Source organism: Micromonospora sp. NPDC049004 (assembly GCF_040649315.1).
Classification (GTDB): Bacteria; Actinomycetota; Actinomycetes; order Mycobacteriales; family Micromonosporaceae; genus Micromonospora.
Genome location: NZ_JBEZFG010000009.1, coordinates 271,113 through 295,136, shown reverse-complemented (window position 1 = coordinate 295,136; position 24,024 = coordinate 271,113). Strand labels below are relative to the sequence as shown.

Sequence of the window (24,024 nt, the reverse complement as noted above, 5' to 3'; positions counted from 1 at the left end):
TGCCGACCGGTGCGCCCTGACGGCGCGCGACAGCTCTGCGGGCCGGTGCCGGCGGCGCCGACCCGCAGAGCTGGCCCACGTCAGCTTCCGGCGCAGGTGGCGGTCGTGCCGGTGCCGTTGCCCGTGCCCTGGAACCCGAAACTGGCGCTCTGGCCCGCCGCCAGTCGTCCGTTGTAGCTCTGGTTGGCCACGGTGATGGTGCCGCTGGTACCGCTGGCGACGCCGTTCCACAGCGAGCTGACCGCCGCTCCGCTCGGCAGGGTGAGGGTGACCCGCCAGCCGGTGAGCGCGGCGGTCCCCGCGGTGACGGTAACGGTGGCGACGAATCCGCCGTTCCACTGGTCCTGGACGGCGTAGACCGCGGTGCAGGCCGGGGTGCCGGTGGGCGGCGGCGTGGTCGGCGGGGGCGTCGTGGGCGGAGGTGTGGTGGGCGGCGGCGTCGTGGGCGGGGGTGTGGTCGGTGGCGGCGTGGTGGGTGGCGTGCCGCCGTCGAGCGTCAGGTTCTTCTGCTGGACGGTCCACTGGCTGCGGCACAGGCCGCAGTCGGGGCCGACGAAGTTGGTGCCGGCGGTGGTGTCGCCCTTCAGGCGCCACTTGAGGTAGAGCACCGCGACGCGGCCGAACTCGCCGCCGTTGGCCTGGTCGTAGGTGCCGCCATGACCGACGTTGAGGTTGCCCATGAAGGCGGGGAGCCCGGCGGGCAGCTTGCCCCAGTCGTCCATGGCGTTGGGGTAGGCGATGTCGCTGGGCCCGCCGATGAAGTAGGCGATCGGCTTGGTCAGCCGCCTGAGCTGGTAGTCGTCGGCGTCGTTCAGCAGGCCGCTGCTGAAGATGCCGGTCGTGGTGACGCGCGGGTCGGCCGAGACGGCGTACGCCTCCAGTCCTCCGCAGGAGAAGCCCGCGACGGCGACCTTGGTGGTGTCGAGCTTGTTGAAGTACTTGCTGCCCTGCCGGGAGTTCTCCGCGACGGCCCAGTCGATGGACTGGGTGAGCATCTGGGAGGTGGTGGAGCCCGATCCGTTCGGGGCGCCGTTGGCGATGGCGAGAAAGCCGTGGGAGGCGATCTCGCGCAGGAAGTTGCCCTGGGAGAGGCCGTTGGCCGAGCACCCGCCGTTGCCCCAGACAAAGATGGGGAGGCGTTCGGACGGGAGCGTCTGGGGCCGGAAGATGGTGTGGTTGGCCAGGCTGGCCGAGGTCTCGTAGTCGGCGGGATAGGGCCCGGAACCGCCGACGGCGGCGTCGGCAGGTGTCGCGCCGAGCATCACGATCACCGAGGCGACCGGGACGATGACGCTCACCAGCCCCGCGTAGATCTTCGATCTCCTTCTCATGCACCCCTCCAACGGATGTCACGGTGGGCTCCCTGCGGCGGCGGTGGCGGCTGTTCGTTCGCGCTGCGACCACAGCGGTCAGCGCAGGCCACGGGCCAGGTCGAGGCGCGATCGCGTCGACCACCCGGCGGGGTCCCCACAGGCGATCCGATGGGAGCGGTACGCAGTTACTATCACCGTCGTAACGAAAAGTGTCAATCGATGGGGGCGCGCTGCGCCGGTCCTGGGTCCGCTGACTCCGACGCCTTGCGCAGCAGCACCGAGCGTTCCCGCTGGTTGGCGCACAGCCGTGCGGCCAGCTCCAGCTCGGCACGCGCTTCCGCCCGCCGTCCGAGCCGGGCCAGCAGCTCTCCGCGTACGGTCGGGACCAGGTGCGACCCGGGGAGCCGGTTCGCGGCGATCAGCTCGTCCACGATGGCCAGGGCCTGCGTCGGGCCCGAGGCCATGGCCACGGCGACGGCCCGGTTGAGCTCGACCACCGGTGACGGGGCGACCCGGCCGAGCGCCTCGTAGAGCACGACGATCCGCCCCCAGTCGGTCGCCTCGACAGACGGCGCCGTCGCGTGGGCGGCGGCGATCGCGGCCTGCAACCCGTACGGGCCGAGCCCGCGGGCCGACGCCCTGGCCAGCGAGGCCAGCCCGCGACGGATCGCCGAGACGTTCCACAGCCGTCGGTCCTGGTCCGCCAGCAGGACCGGGGAGCCGTCCGTGCCGGTCCGGGCCGGGAAACGCGCGGCGGTCAGCTCGCACAACGCGAGCAGGCCGTGCACCTCCGGCTCGTCGGGTGCAAGCGCGGCCAGCGTACGGGCCAGCCGGATCGCCTCGTACGCGACGTCGGGACGCAGCAACCTGTCGCCCGACGTGGCGGTGGAGCCCTCGGTGAAGATCACGTACAGGACGCTGAGCACGCCGCCGAGCCGTTCCCGGCGCTCGGCGGCCGGCGGCAGCTCGAACGGCACCCGGGCCGCCGCGATCGTCTTCTTGGCGCGGGTGATGCGGGCCTGCACGGTCGGCACGGAGACGAGGAACGCGCGGGCGATCTCCTCGCTGGACAGGCCGCCGACCACGCGCAGGGTCAGCGCCACCCGGGCCTCGGGGGAGAGCACCGGGTGGCAGCTGACGAACATCAGCGCCAGCACGTCGTCGTCGATCCGGTCGGGGTCGATGTCCTCGTCGACCACGAGCCCGGCCGCTGCGTCACCTGCCGTGTCGGCTGCAAGCAGGGCGTACCGTTCCTGGAGCGCATGTCGGCGACGGATCGCGTCGATGGCCCGCCGTCGGGCCGTGGCCATCAGCCAACCGCCCGGATTGGCCGGGGAGGCACGCCGCCACGACACGAGCGCCTCGGCCACCGCCTCCTGGGCGGCGTCCTCGGCGAGCCCGAAGTCGCCGGTGAACCGGGTCAGCGCGGCGACGATCCGCGCCGACTCGATCCGCCAGACGGCCTCGACGTCGGCCGTACCCATCAGAGGTGGCCGCTGCCCGCGCTGTCCGCCGGGACCTCGTCGGCCCCGGCCACCCGCCGGACCTCGATCTTGGATCCGCGCACCGCGGGGAACCTCCTGGCCCACTCCACCGCCTCCTCCTTCGAGGCGACATCGAGCAGGAAGTAGCCCCCGAACAGTTCCTTGGTCTCGCCGTACGGCCCGTCCGTGACCACCGGGGCCTCGCCCCCGAAGTCGACAACGACGCCTCGGGCCGGATCGTCCAGCCCCTCGGCCGCGAGGAGGACGCCGGCCCTGACCATCTCCTCGATGAACGTGCGGGTCGCGACCATCGCCTCGTCGATCGAGGCCATCATGGCGGCGTTCGACTCGTCGGTGCCTCGCATGATCAGCATGTACGTCGACATCGCGTTCTCCTCATCCGGCGGGCCGCCCCTCGGCCCTCACCCCACACGTCGAACGGGCGCACGGTGGATCGACGCGGCGCCGCAAGAATCTCGTCGCAGTCCACCTCGTGGCCTCGCGTTCCGTCCGTCGGACCAGCTCCGAGCGTCGACGGACACGGACGCTCGACAGATCACCCGCGCATTGTCACAGCTCCGCGAAGCGGCGACCCGCAACCGGATCGACAGGGCCGGCATCGACCGCGGGGCCGCCGGCTCCCGGTTGCTTGACAGGCAGACCACCCGGGGGGATTGTTGCATCGACAAATATCGTTCTTATCCGGCGTCGGGTCCAGCGTGTCGACGACCCACCGCCGCTCGGCGGTTGCCGGATCGTCGGTGTTTCCCACCGATGTCGGCCGCAGAGGACAGGAGTCGATGGTGAAGTTCTCCCGCACCGCCGCACGGATCGCCGCCGCCGCGCTGGCGACAACGCTGCTGGCCCTCGTCGGCGGCACGCCCGGTTCGGCAGCGCCCCCCACGACGACCACGGGCACCCCGTCGACCTGGACGCTCGTCGACCTGCCACAGCGGCTCTGCGCGACCCCCGACGACCCCCGCACCCTGTACTTCTTCGTCGTGCTCGACGGGACCTGGTCGGCGCAGCTCGCCGTCGGCTACACCGGCATGCCCGACGGCGTCGAGGTGTACAGCCCGCTGACCGTGCCGCCCGGCTCCGGGGACGGCCACCTCGTGCAGAGCCTGGCCGCGTTCCGCGTCAGTGGTGTCACGCCCGGCCGGTACGTCCCGCAACTCCGGGTCACGGACGGCGCCGTGACGCAGAGCGCTCCGGTCGTCCTCGACATCCGCTCATCCTGCTAGGGCGCGACAGCGGCGGGTCCGGTCGGCCGGCGGGGTGGTGCCGGCTCCCGTCCGTCAGCTTCCGGGAATGCCGCCCGGCCCGCCGCCGACCGGCTTCGCTGCCCAGGACGGGCGCCACGTCGTCGCCGGGGCTGGCGCCAGGCTCGCGACGTGGTCGATGACCGCCTGGAGCCCCGGGTGCGCGTTCACGCGCGGCAGGATGAGCGAGAGTGGGTACGCGAGCGTCGGGCGCGCGATCGGGATGCGGCGCAGGTCGTGGTTCGTCGGCCAGAGGTACCTGTCGCGCGTGCCGACGAAGGTCGCCACGTCGGCGGAGTCCGCGAGGATGTCGAGCAGCACCTCGTCGCCGAAGTGCGGGCCGGCGGCGTCGATGCGCAGGTCGAATTCGGTGGCGAGCTGGTCGTAGAAGTCCGACCACTCGCTTTTCGGCGCGATGCCGGGGACCCAGATCCGGTGCCCGCGCAGCTGGGCCGGTGTCAGAGTGCGCGCGGAGGCGAGCGGGTGCCGCGGGCCGACGAGCAGTTCCAGGGGTGAGTCGAACGCGTGGATCATCCGCACGTCGCGCGGCAGCGTGGCCGGGTCGGTGACCGAGCGGAACGAGGCGTCGATGTCGCCCGCCTGGACGGCGGCGACGGCCGCGCGCGGGTCGTTGACCCGCAGGGTCACCACGTCGAGCTTGGTCTCCGGGTGGGACCGCCAGTAGTCGTGCAGCACGACTGCCTGCGCGGACCGCAGGCCGAGAACGTCGATCCGCAGGGCCCGCGAGCCCGGCCTGATCGCGGCGAGGGCGCGGTCCACCCCGGCCACGATGCCCCGGGCGTGCGGGAGGAACGCCTGGCCGTCGAGCGTCAGCTCGACCCCTCGGGGAGTACGGGTGAACAACCGCACGTCGAGGGCGCGCTCGAGGGCGGCGATCCGCTTCGACACGGCCTGCTGCGTCACGCCCAGCTCCTCGGCCGCGTGCTGCAGCTGCCCGAATTCGGCCGCTCGGACGAACGACCGCACCGCCTCGGTATCCACCGGAACATCATCCACCCGCACAACAGATGGTTGTGACGCGCCCGGACGTCGGTTGTTTGCGCCGACGTCGGCGGCGCTGGTGTGCTGCCCGGACCCGAACGTCGGTTGTCACGAGGGGGGCGGATGCGCGCGCGGTTGGGGTCCAGTTTCGGTTGGCTGTGGTCGGCGTACGCCGTCAGCACGTACGGCACGTGGATCGCCTTCGGCGCGTTCCCGTTGATCGCGGTGCGCGTCCTGCACTCGCCGGCGTTCGCCGTGTCGATCCTGGCGGCGGTCGGGCCGGCCGTCGCGGCGGTCGTGGCGTTCTCGTTCGGGCCGTGGGTCGAGCGCCGGGCGAAGCGTCAGGTGCTGGTCGCCATGGACCTGCTCCGGTTCGTGGCCATGGCGAGCGTCCCGCTCGCGTACGCCTTCGGTCTGCTGTCGTACGGCCAGTTGCTTGTCGTCTCGGTCCTCTCCGGGGCCGCGGGCATCGCCTTCGCCGCGGCGTCCGGGGCGTACCTCAAGTATCTCGTCCAGGGTGATCACCTGGTGGTGGCGAACGGACGGTTCGAGGCCACGAACTGGGCGGCGGTCGCGGTGGGCCCGCCCCTCGGCGGCGCGCTCGTCGGGCTGCTCGGGCCGGTCGTCACCGTCGCCGCCGACGCCGTCAGCTATCTGCTGTCGGCGCTCGCGGTCCTGCGCATCCGTGGCGGCGACGTCGCGTCGCCTCCGGACCGGGCCGGCCGGCTGCGCGGCGCCGATCTTCTGGTCGGCTGGCGGTTCATCCGGCACGACCGTGCCCTGCGAGGGCTGTTCCTCAACTCCATCCTGGTCGGCGGCCTCATCATGGCCACCGCCCCGCTCCTGGCTGTCCTCCTGCTGGGTCAGTACCACCTGCCGGCCTGGCAGTATGGCCTCGCCTTCGGCGTCCCGGCGCTCGGCGGCCTGGTGGGCGCCCGCCTGTCGTCTCGCCTCGTGGTCCGCCACGGTCAGCACCGGGTCATGATCGTCTCCGGGTGGCTGCGCTCGGTCTTTCCCCTCGGTCTCGCGTTCGTCCAGCCGGGCATCCCCGGACTCGTCACCGTGATCGTCGTCGAGGGCCTGCTGATCACCTGCATGGGCGTCTTCAACCCGATCTACGCGACCGAGCGACTGCACCGCACCCCACTCGGCCACACCGCCCCCGTCCTCAGCACGTGGAGTGCCGCCAGCAGACTCGTCCAGGCGGCCCTGGTGGTGATCTGGGGAGTCCTCGCGACAGTCACCAGCCCTCTCACGGCGATCACCATCTCCGGCGTTCTCCTGCTCGCGACCCCGCTCCTGCTACCCAGGAGGACACCGTCGGTGGCCGCCGAACCCGCCGCGTCCACGAGGGACGTTCGGGTCGGATGAACGGGTGGCTCGCCCTCCGTGCCCGCCACCTTCATATTTCCAATCATCGATGTTAACGTTAACTTAACTCCGTCGTCCGCCGGTCGACATGATCTCCGGCGGAGGCCCGCTGAGATCGGAGAACGCTCATGACCACACCCGGCAGGGTTCTTCGCGTGCGCTCGGTGGCGGTGGTGACCGTGTGCGCTCTCGCAGCCGCAGTCCCGATGGCCTCCGCCGCGTCCGCCTCCGCCTCCGCCTCCATCACCGTGGCCGCCGACGGCAGCGGCACCTACACGACCGTGCAGGCGGCGATCGACAGTGTCGCGGCGAACAACAGCGTGCCGGTCACCATCACCATCAGACCCGGCACCTACCGGGGCGTGGTCACCATTCCCGCCAACAAGCCCTACCTCACCCTGGTCGGCGCGGGCAGCTCCGCCGCCCAGGTGGTGATCGTCGAGGGACACGCATCCGGCCAGACCAAGCCCGGTGGCGGCACGTACGGCACGTCCGGCAGTGCCTCGGTCTTCGTCAACGCCAACGACACCACGATCAGCAATCTGACCATGTCGAACGACTTCAACGAGGCCGCCAACACCCTCGATGCCGAGCAGGCCGTCGCCGTCAACACCTCCGGCGACCGGGTGCAGTTCGACAACGTCCGCATCCTCGGCAACCAGGACACCCTCCTGGTCAACGCGCCAAGTGTCAGCTCGGTCCGGCGTCTCTACGTCCGTAACTCCTACGTGGAGGGTGACGTCGACTTCATCTTCGGGCGGGGCACCATGGTCTTCCAGAACGGCACCGTGCACTCGCTCACCCGGGGCTCGTCGTCGAACAACGGTTACATCACCGCGGCGGCCACCGACATCAACAACAAGTTCGGCTTCCTGTTCTGGGGCACCACCCTGACCAGCAACGCTCCCGCCAGGACCGTCTATCTGGGCCGGCCCTGGCACCCCAGCGGCGACGTCAACGCCCGCGGTCAGGTCCTCTACCGGGGCGTCGCGATGGGCGCACACATCCGCACCGATCCCTGGACCGACATGTCCGGCTTCTCGTGGCGGACCGCCCGGTTCGCCGAGTACAGCAGCACCGGTGCCGGCGCCGGCGTCAACGCCAACCGCCCCCAGATGAGCGCCTCCACCGCCACCCAGTACACGCCCACCGCCTACCTGGCGGGTAACGACGGCTGGAACCCCATCCGATGACGAAGATCCGTTCCCTGCGTACCGCGGCCCTCATCGCAGTCGCCGCCGGCGTGCTCGCCGCAGGTCTGCCGGCCCTCAACGCCGAGGCCGCGGTCGGTGACGGCACACCTGCCGACTCGAACATCAGCTTCGTCGGCCGGTGGAACAAGACGAACGCCTCGGCCTACGTGCCGTACTGGGCCGGCGCGTACCTGCGGGTCGGGTTCACCGGTAAGACGGTGAAGCTCCGGCAGCGCAACACCATCCAGCTGTGGGCCAGCATCGACGGTAGGGCGTTCACGTCCTTCACCGGCTCCGGCACGATCAACCTGACGCCGACCGCGCTGGCGGCCGGCAACCACACGTTGATCGTCAGTTACCGGCAGGTGGCCGGCTCCTACACCGGTGACGCGGTCTTCCAGGGGCTGATCCTGGAGTCGGGCGCTGCCACCTTCGCGCCACCGGCCCGCCCCAAGCTTGTCGAGTTCGTCGGTGACTCGATCACCGCGGGCGCCACGAGCAGTCAGCTCGCCGTGACGGACTACGGCTTCAAGGTCGGTGAGAGGCTCGGCTACGACCACACCCAGATCGCGATCGGTGGCATGTGTCTGGCCGAGACGACCGACGGGTGCTGGGCGCAGGAGACCCGCTACTGGATGTCGTCCGGTGGCCAGGCCGGCACCGACCCGTGGGACTTCTCCCGCTACACGGCCGACGGCGTGGTGATCAACCTGGGGACCAACGACAAGAGCCATGGCGTGAGCGCCACGGCCTTCCAGGCGACGTACACCACCTTCCTCACGCGGATCCGGGCCAGGTTCCCGAACGCCAAGCTCTTCGCCATGCGGACGTTCATCGGTCGTTATGCCGCGGAGACGGAGGCGGCGGTGCGGGCACGCAACGCCGCAGGCGACGCCAACGTGTTCTACGTGGACACCACCGGCTGGCTGCCGTCCGGTGGTCTGAGCGACTCGGTGCACCCGAACGACGCGGGCCACCAGGCCATCACCGACCGGCTGGCCCCGGTCCTCAGCGCACGATTGACCACAACCCCGGACCCCACGACTCCGGCCCCCACGAGCCCGGCCCCCACGACTGCGCCGACCACACCTGCGCCTACCGCTCCCGCGGGCGGGGCCTGCGCCCTCACCTACCGCAAGACCGGTGACTGGGGTACGGGTGCCCAGTTCGACGTGACGCTCAGCAACACCTCCACCGTGCCAGTCAACGGTTGGACGCTCACCTGGTCCCTGCCCGGCAGTCAGCGGATCACGCAGTCCTGGAATGCCACAGTCACCCAGTCCGGCAGTGCGGCCACCGCGGTGAACGCCGCCTGGAACGCGGTGATCCCGGCCGCCGGTTCGACGAGCTTCGGATTTGTCACCGACAGCCCGCTCGGCGGAGCGACCGGGTTCGCCCTCAACGGCTCCCCGTGCGCCGCCGCCACCTGACGGCGCGCATCTCCGATCGAGGCAGGAGTAACCCGATGAAGGTTGGCCGATCGCGTCTCGTGGTCCTGGCGGCAACGGTCCTGACCGTCGCGGCCGGCGGGCTCGGCATCGCCACCGCCCAGGCCGCCGCCCCGGCGTGCGGTGTCGCCTATCGGGTCACCAGCGAGTGGACCGGCGGATTCGGAGCCGATGTCGTCGTCACCAACCTCGGTGACGCGGTGACCAGTTGGACCCTGGGTTGGAGTCTCGCCCCCGGGCAGGGTGTGACGCAGGCGTGGAACGCCACAGTCACGGTCACCGGCACGGCGGCGACCGCGACCAACGTGAGCTACAACGGTGCCGTCGGTTCCGGCGCATCGGTCAACTTCGGTTTCACCGGCTCGTGGAGCGGCAGCAACCCGGTGCCGTCGTCGTTCTCGTTCAACGGCGTCACCTGCGCCGGCCCACCGGCCGCGACCCCCACCGCACAGACGCCGACGCCGACACAGACGCCCGGGCCAACGCCCTGCCCCGAGCCGAGCACACCGCAGGCGACCCCTTCCACGTCATCGCCACCCGCGCCGATCAGGGTGTGGATGGCCGGCGACTCCACGATGATGAATGCCAGCTCCTGTCCGATCGGCTGGGGCAGCCAGTTCGCGTCCTACCTCACCTCGAACGTCACCGTGCAGAACAGCGCCGTCGGCGGTCGCAGCATCCAGACGTGGCTGTACGAGGGCAACGTGACCTCCACCAAGAACTCGGCCGGCGAGTGCACGCTCAGCTCGACCGCCTACAGCGCGCGATGGTCGGCGATGCTGGACACCGCCAACGGCTTCAGGACCGGTGACTATCTGATCGTCCAGTTCGGCATCAACGACGGCGACTCGGCCTGCCCGCGACACGTCGGCAGCAACCGCTTCAAGGAACTGCTCGGCGTCATGGCGACAGCCGCCAAAGCCAGAGGCGTGAAGCCGATCTTCGTCACCCCGGTCGCGGCGATCACGTGCAGCGGCGGCACCGCCGTCGGCAATCGCGGTTTCGTCACCGAGACGACGGCCGCGGCCGCCGCCAACGGCGTACCGGTCATCGACCTGCATGCCAGGAGCGTGGCGCTCTACAACACGCTCCGGCTGTGCCCGAACAACGGTGACTACTCGACGGGCGCGGTCGGCGCGTTCTTCTGCAACGACCACACCCACTTCGAGGCCGCCGGCGCCCGACAGATCGCCGGCCTGATCGCCACCGCCCTCAAGGCGCAGAACATCCCGCTCGCCGCCTACCTGAAGTGACGCCACACCTCCCGCAGCGCTAGCCGACGACGGGAGCCAGCCGACTCCAGGTAATCAATTCGTCAATTCGGGGCCTGACGTCACGCCGCCGCGATCGGATATCCAATCGCGGCGATGTCCTCGCGCAGCCGGCCAACTGTCACTTCCGGGTTGAGGGCTTGGACGACGGCGTCGGTGAGTGGACGGTACGTGACGACGTGCTCGACCACCCTCGGATCCACCTCGATCCGGTAGTAGTCCTCGGCGAACTCGACGTACCGGTCGACGATGTCGTCGAGCAGGATCTCGAGCAGGCCGGCGCCGTCCGGGTCGTTGTCGCCGTGCGGTCCACGGAGCGGGGGGAACGTGATGCCTTCGCCGGCGTGCCAGCGGTCATCACTGGAGAGCCGCCACAGCACAGCGGTGGCGACGAACAGGCCCTCTTCGTCGCCGAACGCCGGCTCCTCGATCAGCGGACGGAACGCCGACGGGATGCCGTCGAGGAGCCCGGTCCACAGGTCGTGGTGCGGATCGCGGTAGGGACTCATCGCCGACTCGTGGTCGAACACGCGGATGAACGCGCCCGCAGTGGTGAACACGACGGTCCACTCATCGCCGCTACCGTTGTCCATCAGCGCCGCTTCGTCGTCACCCCACCTGCGGGTGTAGGCGTAGTAGGGCTCGCCACCGTCGATGATGCGCTCCAGCACGGCGAGTGCCTTGCAGCGGTCCCGCAGCACCTCGATCGGGGGCAGTGTGGCGGCGATGTCGTACACGGTCACCCGGTGAACCTACGCCCAGTCAACGCCCGGGCTCGTCGGTGGAGTCCGACGCCGTCGCCAACGGAGCGCGACGACTCGGGCAACGCGCCGCAGCGCCGGATGAGAGAGGATGCGCCGGTGCGTCACCAGCATCACGTCTTCCACAACCCGCCGCCATCAACACCGGACGAGGTACGCGCCGCGCTCGACCGCGGCGACCTGTCGGCCGCGCTGGACGCCATGGTCGGCACCGCCCTGTACGGCGACGGAGACTGGCGGGAGCTGCAGGAACTGCACCTTCGGTTGCTCGAACACGACGATCGTCAGGTCAGTGCGCTCGCCGCGACGTGCCTGGGGCATCTGGCGAGGGTCCACCGTCAACTGGATGAGCGCCGGGTGGTCGCCGCGCTGCGTCGAGCCCGGGCGCTGCCACACCTCGCCGGTACCGCCGGTACCGCGCTGGAGGACATAGAGGTCTTCCTCCACCCGCGGCGCGCACGGATGCGCGGACGGGTGTGGAGGGCGATCCGCCCCTGGACGTGGCTCTGAGTCGAACGCGGAGGCGCCACCGACCCGTGGTGGAACCCCATCCGGCCCTCAACTCTGCTGGTAGTTCACCGCCGCGAACCCGCACGGCTGGTGCAGGTGCAGGTAGTAGGCGCCCTCGCCGTATTCGTCCAGATCGGCGCCGGCGATCAGACCCACGTAGTCCATCGGTTCACCGCAACCGGGGCAGTCGGTGTGCTCGGCGTCCTGGATCCACTCTGGCCGGCCGCCCAGTGTCGATCCACCCTGGTTCCAGGCGCTGACCTGGTACGGGCTCGCCAGGGCCAGACCGAGGACCGGCGTCAGCGTCGGAGGTTCCTCCGGTTCGTCGGCGTCCGGGAGGTAGCTCGGGCGGGCGTTCCCGGCCCACCAGGTGGCGCCACCGGCCGGAGTGACGTGGCTGTACAACGTCGTGTAGCAGGCGCAGAAGTGGCAGGTCTCGATCACCAACCGCCCGGACCAGCCGGTGTGGGCCAGCGCCGCGGCGATGGCGGCATCGGTGGTGTCGAGGTCTGCGGCAACCCAAAGCGGCGAGGCGCACCAGGGGCAGCCGGGCCGATCGGGGCCGGTCGCTGTTTCGCGCAGGAGCCACCGGTACGCGGTGTCCCCGCACAGGTCCCGTCGCCGGCCGTCCGAGCCGACCGCCCAGCCGCCCTCGTGAGCGTAGCTGAGCGCATCGACGTGCAGCTCGCCCGAACCCGCGGGAGGCTGCGCCGTCCAGCGGCGTAGTGCGCTCTCGGCGTACGGGTGAGCACTGTGCGCCAGGACCATGAGCAGGTGGTTGAGCCGATCGGGCGTGCGGCCGCTGTCGACCTGCTCGACGACCCGACGGACCACGTCGGCGTCCGCAGCGCGGTACAACTTCGCCGGGTACAGCACATCGAGGTCGAGCAGGAGACCCAGGTGCGGGGTCAGCCTTCGGGGGTCGGTGTCCGCGATCGCGCACAACTCCTCGATCGCGTCGTCGTCCTCGGCGGCAGCACGTCTGATCAACTCCTCGATCACGACAGGATGGTAGCCACGTTGATCCGTCCGCCATCCAACGGATCGATCTCTCTCCGGTGTCGCAGATCAATGGCAGACCGATCATGAGACACCGTCCACATCGGCTTCGTTCGGCGACGGTCCGACTGCTACCGTCCAGCACCGGAGTGACGATCATGATGAATGCTGGGGGAGTTGACGTGGATGCGTAGGAAGCCGAGTACGCGGTTGGCGGGTGCCCTGGTCATGGTGCCGACGACAGTGGCCCTCGTGCTGGTCGGAACCGCCTCGGCGGCGTCGGCGGCCACGGGCACGCCGAGCGGTGCGCCGCCGGCGGCCAACGGTGTCGACGTGTGGTGCGTGTCGACGACCGGCGCCAAGGCATGCTTCGCCGCGTACGGGGACCGGGTCTGGGTGAAGGACACCAAGGCGAACGGCGCGTCGGCGGCCGGCACGATCCAGGGACCGGACTGGAGTCGGCAGTGCATCAACAGCAGCGGAGCTGACGCCGGCTGGGTCATGTGCAACTTCGACGTGCCGGAGTACGACGAGGGCCTGCTGTGGGCCGTCAACAACCCGTTCATCGGCAACGAGAGCAGCACGAAGATCTACACCAGCGGCCCGATCTGACGCTGGCGTTCGCCTAACGGGCCCCGGTCCGTCAGACCAGGGGCGCCTGCGCGGATCGGCCGCCGTCGTCGGCTGCGCGGACGCCCTCGGGAGCGGCGATCGGGGCGGTGACGATCCGGCGCGGCAGCACCGGCGCGTCGCGGCCGGTGCCCCGTCGACCGTTTCCGGTCGACTGCTCGTGGTAGTCCTGCTCCACGTTGACCGACCAGACGTCGTGGGTTGCGCCGGTGGCGATGTTCTCGACGGTCAGCATCGCGGTGAGCATCGAGTGGTCCTGGTTGTTGTAGCGGTGCATGCCGTTGCGCCCCACCGGGTGCACGTTCGGCACGGCCTCGGCCAGCCAGGCCCGGATCACGTCCACGTTGTGCTGGTAGCGCTCGTCGTACACCGGGTAGGCCTTGGGCATCCGCACCACGTGCCCGGCCTCGACCACCCCCGGGCGGACCAGGCCCAACCGTTCCAGCTCCGCGGTGGCCAGGGCCACGAGGTCGGCGTCCGGGGTACGCCACATCTCGTCGTCCTCGAACACGAAGTACTCCAGGCCCAGGCAGGTGCGCCCGTCCTTGACCAGGTAGGGCGACCACGAGCCGAAGTTCTGGATCCGGCCCACCCGCACCGCCGGGTCGTGTACGTAGATCCAGTTGTCCGGGAACGAGAACTCGGCCGTCACCACCAGGGCGACCGTCAGGAAGTCGCGGTAGCGCAGGTCGGCGGCGCAGGCCAGCACCTCCGGGGGCGCCGGCGGACGCAGCGCGGCGACCAGCTCCGAGATCGGCATCGACGAGATCACGTCGTCGGCCGGCTCGGTGCGCTGCCCGCCCGCGCCGTTGAGCGTCACGCTGATCGCCCGTCGTCGTTTCGGGTCGCGGTGCACGGCGGTCACCCAGGTGCCCGTCGACACCTCCCCGCCGCGCCGACGCACCTCCTCGGCGCAGCGCTCCCACATCATCCCCGGCCCGTACTTCGGGTACTGGAACTCCTCGATCAGGCTTGTCACGTCGGTGCGGCGGCGGCGGGGCAGCACCGCGTTGCGGATCGCCGTGGCCAGCGACAGGTTCTTGATCCGCTGCGCGGCCCAGTCGGCCTGCAACCGGTCCGCCGGCATGCCCCAGACCTTCTCGGTGTACGTCTTGAAGAAGATCGAGTACAGCCGCCAGCCGAACCGCGCCGACACCCAGCCCTCGAAGTGCGACTGGTCCTTCGGCGGGCGCAGGCGGGCCCGGGCGTACGAGCCCAGGCAGCGCACCGCCTCGGGCAGCCCCAGGTTGCGCAGGGCGTTCGTCGCGCTCAGCGGGTAGTTGAACAGGGCGCCCCGGTAGAAGATCCGGCTCATCCGGGGTCGGGTCAGGAAGTCCTCGTCGGGCAGGATCTCGTGCCAGAACGCCTCCACCCGGGGCACCTTGGTGAAGAACCGGTGCCCGCCGATGTCGAAGCGCCACCCGTCGCGCTCCACGGTCCGGCTGATCCCGCCGACCACCTCGTCGGCCTCGAAGACCCGGACGGGCCGCCCGTGTCGAAGCAACTCGTACGCCGCGGTGAGCCCCGCGGGCCCCGCGCCGATGACCACCGTGCCGTGCTGCTCGCTCATGCCGCCCGTACTCCCTGCCGATGGTTGAGGCGCGGCGCGTACCCGTTATGCCCGGGATGTCACCTGCTGGTCGTGGTCGTTTCGCTCCGGCGGGGCGCATCGGGGCGTACAACGAAAGGGGCGGCACCCTCACGCGGCGGGTGGGTCGGCGGACCGGGGGAGCGGGGCGGATGCACCGGTGGCGAAGCGGCCGGCGACACGCAGCGATGCTGGCTGGCCGGCCCGCCGCGGTGGCGTGGGCCGCCCGGCTGGCCAATACGGCCGGGGCGGGCGCGCGGCTGGCCCGGCGCGTGCCGGCGCCCTGGCCGTACCTCATCGGGCTCTTTCTCGGCGCGAAGCTGCTGCTGACCCTGCTCGGCCTGCTGGTCCTGCATGCCTGGGACGGCATCGGAGGTGCGCCGCCGCCGGACGAGGCGATGATGTGGGCGCAGCAGCGGGAGGTCTCCGGCCATCGGTGGATCTCCTTCTGGTTCGCCTGGGACGCGCTGCTCTACCTGCGGCTGAGCGAGCTGCCGCTGACCGGGCGGCCGTGGGGGGACTTCGGCTTCCCGTTGCTCTACCCCTTCCTCGCCCGGCCGGTCGGCGCGCTGCTCGGCGGCGACAACGCGCTGGCCCTGCTGCTGATCAGCAACGTCGCGTTCCTGGGCGCCCTGGTGTACGGCTACCGGCTGGCCGAGCTGCTGCTCGGCGACCCGGACGCGGCCCGTCGGTTCACCCGCTACCTGGTGCTGCTGCCGACGGCTTTTCTGTTCCAGGCCGCGCTGACCGAGTCGCTGTTCGTCTGCCTCGCGCTGGCCGCGTTCTACTACGCCGAGCGACGGCGGTGGCTGCTGGTCGGCGTGCTCGGCTACTTCCTGGCGATGAGCCGGTCCCTCGGGCTGCTCGTCGCGTTGCCGCTGGCGCTGGTGCTGCTGCGCCAGCACGACTGGCGGCTGGGCCCACGCGCCCTGCTCGGATACCTGCGGATCGGCTGGCCGTTGCTGCTGCTGCCCGCCGGATGGTTCACCTTCATGGCGTTCTGCCGGTGGCGCGGCGGGGACTGGTTCGCCTACCAGCACGCCCAACGGGTCGGCTGGGGGATCACGATGCAGAACCCGGTGCCGGTGGTGGTGGACGCTCTGGCCGGCGGGCCCCGCGACGCCGGACGGGTCCTCTTCGCCCTGGTCGTGCTGGCCGTGCTGGTCGCCGGGTTCCGTCGCCGGGAGCTGCCGTATCTGGTCTACGGCGTGCTCATGATCCTGGTGCCGCTGTCGATGGGCCCGGCGGTCTACAAGAGCCTGTTGCGTTACCTGCTGGCCGTGTTCCCGGTGGCCCTGGTGCTGGCCCGCTGGGCCCGTTCCGCCGGCGTCGACGTGTGGCTGACGGCCGTCCTCGCCGTGGTGCAGGGTGCGCTGTTCGTGCTCTGGCTCACCTACTGGACCCACATGATCATCTGATTGGAGGGCCGCCGGCCGGGGCAGGATGAGGCGATGACCGAGCCACGGGTGCGCCTCGACGATCTCGGCGCCTGGCTGATCAAGGGCAACGCCGACACGGTCGACCTCACCGCCCGGTTCGCCCGCGAACCGCTGGTGACGAGCTGGTGCGTACGCCCCGGCTACCGTGCCCGGCTGATGCGCGCCGGGCAGCCGGTGGTCTTCTGGGCCAGCGGCAGCCGCGCCCGACTGCCGTACGGGGTGTGGGGCGTCGGGCGGGTCACCGGGGTGGCCGAGCCGGGGCCACCGGAGCGACAGTGGTCGGTGCCCCTGGACCTGCCCATCCTCCCCGAGCGCGAGCGGGTGCCCCGGCAGGCGTTGCGCGCCGACGACCGGCTCGCCGCCCTGGAGGTGTTCCGGCAGCCGCAGGCGGCCAACCCCTCGTACCTGACCGTGGCCCAGTTCGCCGCCCTGCGGACGTACCTGCCGGTCTGAGGCCCGGTCGGGGCGAGCCGGCGGACCTGTGCGAGCCTGCTACCCGTCGTCGTGCACCCAACTGTCCCGGGAGGCCCGGTGTTCGCCCTGCCGCTGACCGACGAGGTCGAACTGCGCCCGCTGGAGCCGTGGCGGGCCGAGGAGTTCCTCGCCCACCTGGACCGGGCCCGCGAGCACATTCGCCCCTGGGTGTCGCCGACCTTCGTCGCCACCGACCTGCCGTCGGCCCGCGCGGTGCTGCAGCGCTACGCCGACCGCTGGGCCAGTGACAGCGGAGGCATCTGGGGACTGTGGCGGCACGGGACCCTGGTCGGCGGGGTCATGTTCGTGTCGTTCGACGTCACGCTTGGCGTCTGCGAGGTCGGCTGCTGGCTGGAGCCGGACGCGCAGGGGCGGGGCCTGATGGCTCCCGCGATCCGCCGCATCGTCGACTGGGCGGTCCGCGAGCGCGGCATCCAGCGGGTCGAGTGGCGCACCGACGCGGCCAACACCCGCAGCATCGCCCTGGCCCGGCGCCTCGGCCTGCGCCACGACGGCACCCTGCGCCAGGTCCACCCGAGCCCACGCGGGTGCATCGACCTGGAAATCTGGTCGGTGCCGGCCGACGAGTGGCTGGCCCGGCCCACAACGCTGCCGCCCACCGTCCACTGACGACTGCGGATTTCTGTCGTACCCGGGCGGCACCATGCATTCATGGCCGTCCCTGCGCTCACCCCTGGATCCGACCCGCCGCGTTCCGTGCCGCTGCGTGAGGCGCGCACCCGGTTCAGCCAGCTCGTCGCGTTGGCCGAGCTGACCGACGCCGTCACCGTCGTCACCCGCGACGGCGACCCCCGCCCGGTCGCCGCGATCGTTCCCGCAGTCGCCGCCCGCAGCGGCGCGCAGGCCCGCGCCGACGGCGACCGGCTCGCCGCGGTCACCGCCGGTTGGGCCCGCCGGCTCGACGAGCAGCACCGTCGCAGCAGCCAGCGGCACGCCGCCGAGCTGGGGGCGGTCCGCGCGGCGCTGGCCGAGGTGTGGGCCGAGCTGGACCGCCGCGTCGTCCCGGGCAGCGACCCGGCGCTGTCCCGGCTACGCGCCGCGCACGCCGACCTGCTCACCGACTGACCGCCGCTCGTCGCGGGCCGTCGCCGACCCCGGCAGCATGCAGCGCGGGTGTCAGGTCGTGGCCGGGTAGGCGTGGGTCTCGGTGGCCTTGACCGCGACCCAGACCCGCTGGCCGGGGATCAGCCGCAGGTACGCCGCGGCCGCCGGCGTGACGTCGGCGGCCACGCCGATCGGCCCGTCCACCTGCACGCGCACGTTGTCGCCGTGGCGCTGCACGCCCGCCACGGTGCCCGCCCAGGTGTTGCGGGGGCTGCCGTCGGGCCGGGCCGGGTGCAGGGCCACCGCCGCCGGGCGGAATGCGACGAACGCGTCCCCGTCGAGCCGGTCGGCCACGCTGAGGGTCAGCTCCGGCGTGACACGTACCGCGTGACCCTGTGCCCGGCCCCGGTAGAGGTTCAACCCGACCAGCCGGGCCACGTAGTCGGTGCGCGGGCGGGCGGTGACGCTCGGGCCGTCGCCCTCCTGCACCACGCGCCCACCCTCGACGATGACCAGGCGGTCGGCCAGCGCCAACGCGTCGAGCGGGTCGTGGGTGACCAGCACCGTGGCGCCCGGGTGCGCGGCCAGGTGGCGGTGCAGCTCCGCGCGGGTGTCCAGGCGGGTGCGGGCGTCCAGGGCGGCGAGCGGCTCGTCGAGCAGCAGCAGCGACGGCCCGACGGCCAGTGCGCGGGCCAGCGCCACCCGCTGCGCCTGCCCGCCGGAGAGCTGCCGGGGCCGGCGGTGCGCCTGGCCGGCCAGGCCCACCCGGTCGAGCCAGTCCCGGGCCGTGGCCCGCGCCGTCCGCCGGTCGACGCCGTGCCGGCGCGGCCCGAAGGCCACGTTGTCCAGCGCGTCGAGGTGCGGAAAGAGCAGGTAGTCCTGGAAGACCACCCCGACCGGGCGGCGTTCGGTGGGCACCCAACCCCGGTTCGCCGGCCGATCCAGGTCGACGCCGCCGAGGGAGACGTGCCCGGCCGTGAGCGGATGCAGCCCGGCCAGCGCGCGCAACGCGGTGGTCTTGCCGGCGCCGTTCGGCCCGAGCAGCGCGACGACCTCGCCCGACGCGACCCGCAACGGCACGTCCAACCGGAAGGCGCCCCGGTCGACGACGAGCCGGGCGTCGAGCAGCGGTGCGGGCCCAGCCTCGTCGTCCCGCGGCGCGGGTCCGGCAGCGTCCAGCGGCGCGGTTCTGGTCTCGTCGTCCATCGGCGCGGTCACGGGCTGGCCAGCCAGCGGTCCCGCAGCGCGGCCAGGATGCCCACCGAGACGATCAGCAGCACCAGACTGAGCACGATCGCGGACTCCAGGTCGGTCTCCAACGCCAGGTAGACGGCCAGCGGCATCGTCTGCGTACGCCCGGGATAGTTGCCGGCGAAGGTGATGGTGGCGCCGAACTCGCCGAGCGCACGCGCCCAGCACAGCACCGCGCCGGCGGCCAGACCCGGTGCCACCAGGGGCAGCGTGACGTGGGTGAAGGTGGTCCACCGCCCGGCGCCGAGCGTCGCGGCCGCCTCCTCGTAGCGGTGGTCAGCGGCGCGCAGCGCACCCTCGACGGCGATGACGAGGAACGGCATGGCGACGAACGCCTCGGCCAGCACCACACCCGCTGTCGTGAACGGCAGGGTGACGCCGAACGTCGCGTCGAGCCAGCCGCCGAGCAGCCCGCGCCGGCCGAAGACCAGCAGCAGCGCCACGCCGCCGACGACCGGTGGCAGCACCAGTGGCACGGTGACCAGGGCGCGGACCAGCCGGCGGCCGGGAAACTCGACCCGGGCCAGCAGCCAGGCCAGCGGCACCCCGAGCAGCAGGCAGAGCGCGGTGGCCAGGGTCGCGGTCTGCACCGACAGCCGCAGCGCGGTCAGCGCCCCCGGCGCGGTGAGCCGCTGCGGCAGCGTCGTCCACGGCGCCCGGACCACCAGCCCGGCCAGCGGCAGGACGAGGAAGAGCAGGCCCAGCCCCGCCGGGATCAGCAGCGCCGCCGGCACCCGCCCCCGTCGGCGCGGCACGACACGGGCAAGGGCCTGACTCACGGCGCCTGGAAACCGGCCCCGGCGAGGACCGCCTGTGCCGGCGCCGAGCGGACGTACGCGACGAAGGCCCGCGCGCCGGCCGGATTCGGCGCGTCCTTCAGCGCGACGATCGGATAGTCGTTGACCGCCCGCGCCGACTCGGGAAACTCGACGCCGGCCACGTCGGCGCTCGCCGCACGGGCGTCCGTGCGGTAGACCAGGGCCGCGTCGACCTCGCCGAGCTTCACCTTGGCGAGCGCCCCCTTGACGTCCTGCTCCAACGTGACCGGGGTCAACGCGACGCCGGCCGCGGTCAGGGCGGTGCGTGCCGCCGCACCGCAGGGCACCTGGTCGGCGCAGAGCGCCACCTTCACCCCCGGACGGGCCAGATCCGCCAGCCCGGTCACGCCCCGCGGATTACCGCCGGGCACCGCGATCACCAACTGGTTGCGGGCGAAGACGCTCGGTGTGCCCTCGGCGTTACCGGCCTCGGTCACCGTCGCCATGTTCTTCTCGGCGGCCGAGGCGAAGACGTCCGCCGGGGCGCCCTGGTTGATCTGGTTGGCCAGGGCCGAGCTGCCGGCGAGGTTGAGGGTGACGGTGACGCCCGGGTTGGCGGCCTCGAAGTCGCTGGCGATCCGGGTGAACGACTCGGTCAGCGAGGCGGCGGCGAACACGGTCACCGTGCCGGTGACCCGGCCGTCGGCGTCGTCGCCCGCCGGGTCGTCGCCTCCGCCGCAGCCGGTCAGCGCCAGTACGGCGATCGCCGTCAGCGTCGCCAGCACGCTCCGGCCGCTCACCCGCCGACCCTCGTCCGGGTGGGCGTGGCCCGCTCCACCACCACTGTCGTCGACTTGATCACCGCGACGGCCATCGACCCGACCTGGAGGTCGAGATCGTCCACCGCCTCCCGGCTCATCAGCGACACGACCCGGAACGGGCCGGCCTGGATGTCCACCTGAGCCATCACCGTGTCCTTGCGGACGTCGACGACGATGCCGCGCAGCCGGTTGCGGGCGGAGGAGAACTCCGCTCCCGCGTCCGGGTCGGCGGCGTGCGAGCGGGCGAACGCCGCGAGGTCGACGCCGTCGATGACGCGGTGGCCGTGCTCGTCGCGCCCGGCGGTCAACCGCCCGGCGTCCACCCAGCGGCGGATCGTGTCGGCGCTGACGCCGAGCAGGTCGGCGGCCTCGCCGATACGGAACATCGTCACCGGGTCACCCTAGCTCTCGCATCTGCGAGCGCGAAAGGGTGCAGTGGGCCGCTTGTGCGCTGATATTGCGATCGCAGGGCCGCAGGTGCGGTCAGGGGCGTCGGGGGTGGCCCTTCAGGTGCCGGCCCAACTCCCGGGCGATCTCTCGGTTGGCGTCCCGTTCGGCGAGGGTCTGGCGCTTGTCGTACGCGCGCTTGCCCTTGGCCAGGGCCAGCTCGACCTTGGCCCAGCCGTTGTCGAAGTACAGCGACAACGGCACCAGCGTCACCCCGCCCTCGCGGACCTTCTCCAAGATCCGGCTGATCTCGGAGCGGTGCAGCAGCAGCTTGCGGTTGCGGCGCGGCGCGTGGTTGGTCCACGTGCCGTAGGTGTACTCGGCGATGTGCAGCCCGTACAGCACGATCTCGCCGTCGCGTTCGTGGGCGAACGCGTCGACAAGCGACGCCCGCCCCTCGCGCAGCGACTTCACCTCGGTGCCGACCAGCACGATGCCCGCCTCGTACGTGCGCAGCACGATGTACTCGTGCCGGGCCTTCTTGTTCGAGGCGATCAGTCGACGCTCGGGCTGCTTGGACGGGCTCACCCGGCGACGATATCCGGCCGCCGCCTCAGTCCGTCGTCCGGCGCTGAGCGCGCAGCCGCCCGGCCAGGTCCCGCACCGCCTGCGTGAACTCCTCCTGTGACTCGCACGGCCAGTGACCCAGGATCGGCGGCGGCACGCTGTCGCTGGGCGGCGGCATCACGCCCTGCGGGTCGGTCAACCGGCGGTCCACCGCCGCCTCCGGCCCGGTAAGCGTCCCGGTGTCCCCGGGCCGGTGCGGAGCGAACATCCACCCGCCGATCGGGTCGGTGTCGCGCCACAGGTTCACCCAGCGCCAGCCGACGCGCTCGCCGATCTCCCGCAACGACGACTCGTCGACGTAGGCGGGGAACAGACGCGAGTACAGCCGGCTCAGCGGCGACCCGTAGGTGAGCAGGGCGACCCGGTCGGTGACCCGCGGCGGCAGTTGCAGCAGCGTGGCCGCGAGCAGCACCGAGCCGTGGCTGTGCCCCGCCAGCAGCACCCCCGCGCCCTGGTCCACGAGGTAGGTGATCCGCTTGGTCAGCTCCGGCACGGCCCGCTCGGCGTAGCAGGGTGGGGCGAAGGGGTGCGCCCCCCGGGGCCAGAAGGTGCCCAGGTCCCACAGGACGCCCACGTACCGGCGGAACCCGGCCGTCCGGTACGCGAAGATGCCGCCGATCACGAGCCCGACCAGGATCGCGGCGATCGTGTAGCTGCCCGCCCCGATGAGGAAGTTGACGAAGCTGTCGGGCACACCGACGTACTGCTCGAACACGTCCCCGGGGTAGATCTGGAGCAGGCCGAGGAAACTGGTGGCCAGTCCGAGCGCGGCGGAGCCGGCGTAGACGACGGTGAGGGGCTCCAGCCGTTCGGTGAACCGGGCCCGCGCCACCGCCTGCTCGACCCGGCGCAGCCGCGCCCCCGCCTCCGGCGGTGCGTCCGGGAAGTCGGCGGCCACGATCGCCCGCGCGGCCCGCCACCGGCTGGGACGGGTCGCCACGGTTGCCACCACGCCCACCAGCAGCGCGGCCAGCACTGCCAGGAAAAACCCGAAGATCGCCCACTTGTACGCCAGTGGCGGGCTGAAGGCTTCCGGCGCGGTGGGCCCGCCGCCGCGGTCCAACACGTCGGCAACCCGGTAGACCAACTCGGCGGAGAACGCCACCGCGAGCCCGGCGGCGATCGTGACGAACACCGGAGAGCCCAGCGCGCGCAGCCGGGAAAGCCGCTTTCCGTCGGCGCGTCGCCCACTGCCGCGCACCCAGATCACCACCGCCGCGAGGATCACCAGCAGGACGGTCTGGCTGACGAACAACCAGGCCACGGTGGCGCTGTAGCCGGGCAGCATCCTGCTCTGCGGCCACGGCTCGCGGCTGGTCAGGGTGTACGCGATCACCAGGATCGTCAGGCCGCACGCGATCGTGCGCAGCCCGCGCGTGGCCGCCTCCAGCCGGGGCACCGGGCTGGGTCGGTCCATGCCCCGCACCCTCGTCAGCAGCACCACGCAGGTGAGCAGAACGGCCCCGGTCGCCACCGCCAGCGCCGCCCGCACCAACGACTCGTTCTCGCTGTCCCAGGCGGCGAGCAGGCTGCCGTCCAGCGTCGCGAACGCGGCCGCGACGTGCACCGAGCGCAGCCGTCCCACCACCGGGGTCCCGTCCCACTGGCCGACCGCGCTCAACTGCTGGACGGACGTCTCCTGGGTCGCCCCGGTGCGAAAGGCGTCGAACGAGTGGCTCGGGCGCGCGCCGAGCCACCACACGATCCCGATCGCGGCGACCGGCGCCACGGCCGCCACGCCCAGCCGTACCCCTGGCGGACGCCCGCCGAGCCAGGACAGCCAGCTCCGTCCGGCCGTGCAGGCCGGCGTGCCCATGCAGCGCCAGGCGACGAGGTCCACCGCCATCCCGACGATGGAGAGCACGTAGAGCATCGTCAGGGTGAGCGCGAGCACCCGACACAGCGCGACGATGACGTGTTTGCCCGGCAGGCTCTCCGGGCGCATCCAGAGCGCCACGTTGCAGAGCATGAACGGCAACAGGAACACCAGCGACAGCGTCCGTACGGCCGTGCCGGACGGCAGGTCGCTCCAGCGGTACGCCTCCAGCGTCACCCCGTCCGTGCCGGTCGAGTCCGGGTAGCCGGGTCGGGGGCGGTAGAACCCGCCGCTGCGGTCCCCGGCGACCTGGTGCACGTACGGCCGGTTGAGGACCTGGTCGGCGCCCGCCCCGGAGACGCCGTGCACCCGCAGCTCCACGACTCGACCCGACGTCGTCGGTTCGGTCGGCGACGCGTCCGTCATCAGCCCCCCGAGGTGTGCGACCGCCGGCGGGGGGGCGGGGGCACACCCCCCCCGGGGGGGGGGCGTTACCCGCCCGGGCCGGAGGAAGCCGGCGGCGGTGGCCACCCGGGGGTGGGGCCCGGGCCCGG

Annotated in this window: 24 protein-coding genes; 11 read left to right on the top strand and 13 right to left on the bottom strand. The window is 71.9% G+C overall.

All coding sequences use genetic code 11. The annotated features are described in order from the left end of the window. Nucleotides 1-80 precede the first annotated feature (80 nt). The 3 genes from AB0B97_RS26150 to AB0B97_RS26140 all read right to left on the bottom strand — a co-directional run bounded on the left by AB0B97_RS26150 (nt 81) and on the right by AB0B97_RS26140 (nt 3,183). On the bottom strand, nt 81-1,331 hold the full coding sequence (locus tag AB0B97_RS26150; protein ID WP_357497243.1) for a cellulose binding domain-containing protein: 1,251 nt from the start codon (nt 1,329-1,331) through the stop codon (nt 81-83). Between the two features lie 194 nt (nt 1,332-1,525). Next, nucleotides 1,526-2,797 carry a sigma-70 family RNA polymerase sigma factor gene (locus AB0B97_RS26145; protein WP_357497241.1) on the bottom strand — a complete coding sequence of 424 codons (1,272 nt, stop codon included), beginning with the start codon at nt 2,795-2,797 and terminating at the stop codon, nt 1,526-1,528. Then, a complete protein-coding gene (locus AB0B97_RS26140; protein ID WP_357497239.1) occupies nt 2,797-3,183 on the bottom strand; it encodes a YciI family protein in 387 nt (128 codons plus the stop codon). Before AB0B97_RS26140 ends, AB0B97_RS26145 begins: the two co-directional genes overlap by 1 nt. Before the next feature lie 414 nt (nt 3,184-3,597). On the opposite strand from AB0B97_RS26140, the gene AB0B97_RS26135 reads away from it, so the two are divergent. After that, entirely contained in the window at nt 3,598-4,041 is a 444-nt protein-coding gene (locus tag AB0B97_RS26135; protein ID WP_357497237.1) for a DUF5980 family protein, read from the top strand. Nucleotides 4,042-4,095: 54 nt separating this feature from the next. On the opposite strand, the gene AB0B97_RS26130 is transcribed toward AB0B97_RS26135, so the two are convergent. Beyond that, nucleotides 4,096-5,061: a LysR family transcriptional regulator gene (locus AB0B97_RS26130; protein WP_357497235.1), complete on the bottom strand. Its 966-nt coding sequence runs from the start codon at nt 5,059-5,061 to the stop codon at nt 4,096-4,098. 123 nt (nt 5,062-5,184) lie between these two features. Here AB0B97_RS26130 and AB0B97_RS26125 point away from each other — a divergent pair, with 123 nt between their 5' ends. The 4 genes from AB0B97_RS26125 to AB0B97_RS26110 all read left to right on the top strand — a co-directional run bounded on the left by AB0B97_RS26125 (nt 5,185) and on the right by AB0B97_RS26110 (nt 10,326). Continuing rightward, entirely contained in the window at nt 5,185-6,432 is a 1,248-nt protein-coding gene (locus tag AB0B97_RS26125) for an MFS transporter (RefSeq protein ID WP_357497233.1), read from the top strand. 155 nt (nt 6,433-6,587) lie between these two features. Continuing rightward, nucleotides 6,588-7,625, top strand: coding sequence for a pectinesterase family protein (locus AB0B97_RS26120; RefSeq protein ID WP_357497231.1), 1,038 nt, complete (start codon nt 6,588-6,590; stop codon nt 7,623-7,625). Then, complete coding sequence (locus tag AB0B97_RS26115; RefSeq protein WP_357497229.1) at nt 7,622-9,055, top strand: cellulose binding domain-containing protein; 1,434 nt, start codon at nt 7,622-7,624, stop codon at nt 9,053-9,055. Before AB0B97_RS26120 ends, AB0B97_RS26115 begins: the two co-directional genes overlap by 4 nt. Before the next feature lie 35 nt (nt 9,056-9,090). Continuing rightward, nucleotides 9,091-10,326, top strand: a complete 1,236-nt coding sequence (locus AB0B97_RS26110; RefSeq protein ID WP_357497227.1) for a cellulose binding domain-containing protein — start codon at nt 9,091-9,093, stop codon at nt 10,324-10,326. Between the two features lie 80 nt (nt 10,327-10,406). Here AB0B97_RS26110 and AB0B97_RS26105 read toward each other — a convergent pair whose 3' ends face one another. Continuing rightward, complete coding sequence (locus tag AB0B97_RS26105; protein ID WP_357497225.1) at nt 10,407-11,087, bottom strand: hypothetical protein; 681 nt, start codon at nt 11,085-11,087, stop codon at nt 10,407-10,409. Between the two features lie 117 nt (nt 11,088-11,204). On the opposite strand from AB0B97_RS26105, the gene AB0B97_RS26100 reads away from it, so the two are divergent. Beyond that, on the top strand, nt 11,205-11,615 hold the full coding sequence (locus AB0B97_RS26100; protein ID WP_357497223.1) for a hypothetical protein: 411 nt from the start codon (nt 11,205-11,207) through the stop codon (nt 11,613-11,615). Nucleotides 11,616-11,663: 48 nt separating this feature from the next. Here AB0B97_RS26100 and AB0B97_RS26095 read toward each other — a convergent pair whose 3' ends face one another. After that, nucleotides 11,664-12,617: a hypothetical protein gene (locus AB0B97_RS26095; RefSeq protein WP_357497221.1), complete on the bottom strand. Its 954-nt coding sequence runs from the start codon at nt 12,615-12,617 to the stop codon at nt 11,664-11,666. A gap of 183 nt (nt 12,618-12,800) precedes the next feature. Between AB0B97_RS26095 and AB0B97_RS26090 the strand changes: the two genes are divergently transcribed. Further along, entirely contained in the window at nt 12,801-13,226 is a 426-nt protein-coding gene (locus tag AB0B97_RS26090; RefSeq protein WP_357497220.1) for a hypothetical protein, read from the top strand. A 31-nt stretch (nt 13,227-13,257) separates the two neighbouring features. Here the strand turns inward: AB0B97_RS26090 and AB0B97_RS26085 are convergent, their stop codons facing one another. Further along, a complete protein-coding gene (locus AB0B97_RS26085) occupies nt 13,258-14,814 on the bottom strand; it encodes an NAD(P)/FAD-dependent oxidoreductase (protein WP_357497218.1) in 1,557 nt (518 codons plus the stop codon). Nucleotides 14,815-14,984: 170 nt separating this feature from the next. On the opposite strand from AB0B97_RS26085, the gene AB0B97_RS26080 reads away from it, so the two are divergent. The 4 genes from AB0B97_RS26080 (at nt 14,985) to AB0B97_RS26065 (ending at nt 17,831) form a co-directional block, all read left to right on the top strand. Further along, nucleotides 14,985-16,250 carry a hypothetical protein gene (locus tag AB0B97_RS26080; RefSeq protein ID WP_357497216.1) on the top strand — a complete coding sequence of 422 codons (1,266 nt, stop codon included), beginning with the start codon at nt 14,985-14,987 and terminating at the stop codon, nt 16,248-16,250. A gap of 33 nt (nt 16,251-16,283) precedes the next feature. Continuing rightward, entirely contained in the window at nt 16,284-16,724 is a 441-nt protein-coding gene (locus AB0B97_RS26075) for an EVE domain-containing protein (protein ID WP_234582494.1), read from the top strand. Between the two features lie 78 nt (nt 16,725-16,802). Next, nucleotides 16,803-17,375, top strand: coding sequence for a GNAT family protein (locus tag AB0B97_RS26070; protein WP_357497214.1), 573 nt, complete (start codon nt 16,803-16,805; stop codon nt 17,373-17,375). A 42-nt stretch (nt 17,376-17,417) separates the two neighbouring features. Then, a complete protein-coding gene (locus tag AB0B97_RS26065; protein ID WP_357497212.1) occupies nt 17,418-17,831 on the top strand; it encodes a type II toxin-antitoxin system Phd/YefM family antitoxin in 414 nt (137 codons plus the stop codon). A gap of 51 nt (nt 17,832-17,882) precedes the next feature. On the opposite strand, the gene AB0B97_RS26060 is transcribed toward AB0B97_RS26065, so the two are convergent. From AB0B97_RS26060 to AB0B97_RS26035, 6 genes are all read right to left on the bottom strand, one after another. Then, nucleotides 17,883-19,028 (bottom strand): ABC transporter ATP-binding protein, encoded by a 1,146-nt coding sequence (locus tag AB0B97_RS26060; RefSeq protein ID WP_357497210.1) that lies wholly within the window; start codon nt 19,026-19,028, stop codon nt 17,883-17,885. Continuing rightward, nucleotides 19,025-19,840 carry an ABC transporter permease gene (locus AB0B97_RS26055; RefSeq protein WP_357497208.1) on the bottom strand — a complete coding sequence of 272 codons (816 nt, stop codon included), beginning with the start codon at nt 19,838-19,840 and terminating at the stop codon, nt 19,025-19,027. The genes AB0B97_RS26060 and AB0B97_RS26055 overlap by 4 nt, the downstream gene beginning before the upstream one ends. Next, a complete protein-coding gene (gene modA, locus AB0B97_RS26050; RefSeq protein WP_357497356.1) occupies nt 19,837-20,574 on the bottom strand; it encodes a molybdate ABC transporter substrate-binding protein in 738 nt (245 codons plus the stop codon). The genes AB0B97_RS26055 and modA overlap by 4 nt, the downstream gene beginning before the upstream one ends. A gap of 41 nt (nt 20,575-20,615) precedes the next feature. Continuing rightward, nucleotides 20,616-21,032 (bottom strand): TOBE domain-containing protein, encoded by a 417-nt coding sequence (locus AB0B97_RS26045; protein ID WP_357497206.1) that lies wholly within the window; start codon nt 21,030-21,032, stop codon nt 20,616-20,618. A 91-nt stretch (nt 21,033-21,123) separates the two neighbouring features. After that, nucleotides 21,124-21,615, bottom strand: coding sequence for an SsrA-binding protein SmpB (smpB, locus tag AB0B97_RS26040; protein WP_357497204.1), 492 nt, complete (start codon nt 21,613-21,615; stop codon nt 21,124-21,126). Between the two features lie 25 nt (nt 21,616-21,640). Then, nucleotides 21,641-23,896: a hypothetical protein gene (locus AB0B97_RS26035; protein ID WP_357497202.1), complete on the bottom strand. Its 2,256-nt coding sequence runs from the start codon at nt 23,894-23,896 to the stop codon at nt 21,641-21,643. Nucleotides 23,897-24,024 lie beyond the last annotated feature (128 nt).

Bases quoted from the DNA above. Each gene is read 5' to 3' on its own strand.
- AB0B97_RS26150 (WP_357497243.1), bottom strand. From the start codon at position 1,331: ATGAGAAGGAGATCGAAGATCTACGCGGGGCTGGTGAGCGTCATCGTC.
- AB0B97_RS26145 (WP_357497241.1), bottom strand. From the start codon at position 2,797: ATGGGTACGGCCGACGTCGAGGCCGTCTGGCGGATCGAGTCGGCGCGG.
- AB0B97_RS26140 (WP_357497239.1), bottom strand. From the start codon at position 3,183: ATGTCGACGTACATGCTGATCATGCGAGGCACCGACGAGTCGAACGCC.
- AB0B97_RS26135 (WP_357497237.1), top strand. From the start codon at position 3,598: ATGGTGAAGTTCTCCCGCACCGCCGCACGGATCGCCGCCGCCGCGCTG.
- AB0B97_RS26125 (WP_357497233.1), top strand. From the start codon at position 5,185: ATGCGCGCGCGGTTGGGGTCCAGTTTCGGTTGGCTGTGGTCGGCGTAC.
- AB0B97_RS26115 (WP_357497229.1), top strand. From the start codon at position 7,622: ATGACGAAGATCCGTTCCCTGCGTACCGCGGCCCTCATCGCAGTCGCC.
- AB0B97_RS26110 (WP_357497227.1), top strand. From the start codon at position 9,091: ATGAAGGTTGGCCGATCGCGTCTCGTGGTCCTGGCGGCAACGGTCCTG.
- AB0B97_RS26090 (WP_357497220.1), top strand. From the start codon at position 12,801: ATGCGTAGGAAGCCGAGTACGCGGTTGGCGGGTGCCCTGGTCATGGTG.
- AB0B97_RS26085 (WP_357497218.1), bottom strand. From the start codon at position 14,814: ATGAGCGAGCAGCACGGCACGGTGGTCATCGGCGCGGGGCCCGCGGGG.
- AB0B97_RS26080 (WP_357497216.1), top strand. From the start codon at position 14,985: ATGCACCGGTGGCGAAGCGGCCGGCGACACGCAGCGATGCTGGCTGGC.
- AB0B97_RS26075 (WP_234582494.1), top strand. From the start codon at position 16,284: ATGACCGAGCCACGGGTGCGCCTCGACGATCTCGGCGCCTGGCTGATC.
- AB0B97_RS26065 (WP_357497212.1), top strand. From the start codon at position 17,418: ATGGCCGTCCCTGCGCTCACCCCTGGATCCGACCCGCCGCGTTCCGTG.
- AB0B97_RS26035 (WP_357497202.1), bottom strand. From the start codon at position 23,896: ATGACGGACGCGTCGCCGACCGAACCGACGACGTCGGGTCGAGTCGTG.